At 39.2% G+C, this 2,744-nt stretch carries 3 protein-coding genes and 1 pseudogene; all 4 read right to left on the reverse strand.

Features of this window, described 5'->3' with window-relative positions:
• Positions 1-356: 356 nt before the first annotated feature.
• The gene (locus QZY09_RS06415) at positions 357-1,598 is read right to left on the reverse strand and encodes a site-specific integrase (protein WP_295669768.1); all 1,242 of its coding nucleotides are present in this window, start codon (positions 1,596-1,598) and stop codon (positions 357-359) included.
• A 438-nt stretch (positions 1,599-2,036) separates the two neighbouring features.
• The gene (locus QZY09_RS06420) at positions 2,037-2,261 is read right to left on the reverse strand and encodes a S1/P1 nuclease (protein ID WP_295669771.1); all 225 of its coding nucleotides are present in this window, start codon (positions 2,259-2,261) and stop codon (positions 2,037-2,039) included.
• An 86-nt stretch (positions 2,262-2,347) separates the two neighbouring features.
• Positions 2,348-2,443, reverse strand: a pseudogene (locus tag QZY09_RS24700) (S1/P1 nuclease); the annotation flags it as partial.
• 43 nt (positions 2,444-2,486) lie between these two features.
• The coding region (locus QZY09_RS06425; RefSeq protein ID WP_295669774.1) for a response regulator at positions 2,487-2,744 on the reverse strand (258 nt) is incomplete at its 5' end.

Below are 2,744 nucleotides of genomic sequence, written 5' to 3' on the forward strand. Positions count from 1 at the left end.
ACCACATCCGCGAAGATAGCCCACAGCCGGGATAAAAAGAAAAGGCTATATAAACGGGCCGTTGTGTTTTGTTTTTTATTGGCTTGCCCGGCCTTGACATTTTACCCGGCTCGCGCTGTTGGTTGCTTAAGCGGTAAATATGGGATGGTGTGTTCACCGCCTGTCGATATTGGGTCTATGTAAGGCGAGCCGGTACACCCCGCTTCCGTACAGTAGCCCAGGCTAATGCACGAGTGCAGCCGTTTTCTCGGTTATAAATCCGTGCTGCCCACAGGCAACCAAAGATTTGAGAAAAAAATATACGATCAACGTTACATCTGCTAAATTTATCCGATGAGCAGGGATTAATAATCTATTTAGCTGAAATCCATTAGCTTATCAGCAATTTCCTGTTTAACATCATCTTCAAAACCAGCCCAATAGTTTTGTGTGGTATTCAAACTACGATGACCTAAACTTTCTTGTATCAGTTCCATTTTAGCACCATTGCGAATTGCAGAGGTAGTAAAGGTATGGCGTGCATAGTAAGTAGAAATATCTGTATCTAATTCCAAGTCTTTTGCTAATTTTTGAATATGTTGGTTAACGAACCGGATAAAGTTTTGGTTCACCCGTAGCTTTTCCGTTTCATTCATTGATTTCTCTAAAATCGGAAACACATAACTATCAGGTAAAACAGGCTTATTACCATAACGCTCAATAATTGCCCTGATTGATTCCGTTAATGGCACAATAATAGGCTTTGGCTTATCCTTAGTGGTATACAACGTTTTATGCCGTAAAAAGGAGAAGGATTTCTTGTTTATGTTCTTATATTTCAATTCAGCTATGTCACGGAAGTTCATCCCATTACATTGGTAACTGAAAAACCAAAAGTCCCGGGCTTTTTCTTTAGGGCTGCCTGGTTCTACCTGCGCTGTAAATAGTTTTTTTAATTCCGACTTATCTAATGCCTTTTTGATATTTTGTCCTGTGGGTATCTGGTATTTTTTAAAAGGATATATATCGGCCACAATATCTCCTTCTTCTATAGCTTTGTTAAAAATGGCTCTTAACGGACGTAAGTAAATACCTACAGTTGTTTTAGATTTTTCTTCTGCAGCCATCCATTTTTCGTACCTGTTCAGAAAATCCACCGTGATGTTGTCAAAAGCCACGCTAATAGCTGGCTTTTTATTCTTTCCTGCAAACAACAGTAAGGATTTTAAACTTAACCGATAACTGGAAGCAGTTCCCACACGTCCGCTTTTAGTAAGTTCCTCAATGTAGGTTTGGTAATGGGAAACAATGTCCGTAGAGTTTGAATGCGCACCAAACATTTCCTTTTCAAATTTAGCGAGGATAAAAATGCCGTCCATTTTGGTTATAATGTTATTGGCTTTCACTACGATGGCGTCCAGTGATATTTTAAGCTCTTTAAAAGCCTTTTTGGGCTTACTGGCTAAGTAAGTTTGCTCAAATTGCTCAAGCGTTAAGTACATGCCCGTGTGATAGTGCCTGATATCTGTTCGGGATATATATAACCTTAGCTTTACGGGCGCTTTCTCACCGGTTTCGATCTTCCGTTCATCCAAATATAAATTCACTTTTACGGTCATTTCGTTTAAATTTTAGTAATTTTCAATTTTATCTCACACATATTTTTAATAATATGCTAAATTAACCAAATTTCGCATAAAATGCAAGTTTTTCTCTCACACATTTCTCACACAAATGAACAAAAAATAACAAAAAATCGATAAATAGACGTTAGATTAAATTGCATAAATATCTGATTTATAAGTAAATATAAAAATCACAAAACAACGATATACGCTTGCCACTGACTGTTAATCAGAGGGTCGCTGGTTCGAGCCCAGCCTCAGGAGCAAAATTATTAAGCACTTACATCACGTCCGATGTAAGTGCTTTTTGTTTTTAGCTGCTTGGGTAAAACAATAGTAAAACATTTTAAAAACCATGTTGCCGGATGTTTACTTTTAAAATCGTCTAACACGGTTGAATAGATAAACTGCGATGTATTACATTGTGGTAATCTAATTCTCAAAACAATTATTAAGCACCCCCGCCAACCTGATACCAGCCTGCTCAATCCGCAACCGGACAATGGACAGATGTTCGGTGTAATAAGTTTCGTCAAGATTTTTTTTGTATGCTACTTCTGCATAAATAAAGGTGCTGATCTGGTAGCTCTCATATAGCCAGACCATCATATCGTCGCTCTGCCACAGTTTTATCTGCTGGGGTGTCCGCTGCGTCATAATTCTTTGTCATTGCCACATAGGGAAGCTCCTGGTAGTCTATGAGCTTGCTATCCCATAAAACATGAAGATTGGTGGCCTTAACCTCAAAAAAAAAGCTTCGTTGTGTTACCACCTTTGCCTTCTGCCAGGTTGATATGCATTGGCTGGTGTGCATCGCTTACTAAGTGCACAATAAACTTTAGGACTTCTGTATCTTATTACCTGTAGGTTCCCTTTAATTCATTAAACAAAAGCAGCTAATTTCTCCTTCAACCCCACAAAATCGACCGGTTTGGTTAAAAAATCATTGGCGCCGTATTCAGCCGCCTGGTTCCGGTTTTCATCATCACCGTAAGCTGAGATCATCATTACTACCGGTGGCGGGTCTTCATAGGTATGCCTGATCCTGGAGAGCATTTCAATACCCGTCATGCCTGGCATATTGATATCGGATAATATTAAAGAGAACTCTGGATGCGATTTAGCCAGCAGCTCAAGCGC

The sequence above is a fragment of the uncultured Mucilaginibacter sp. genome (assembly GCF_903913935.1).
Classification (GTDB): Bacteria; Bacteroidota; Bacteroidia; order Sphingobacteriales; family Sphingobacteriaceae; genus Mucilaginibacter.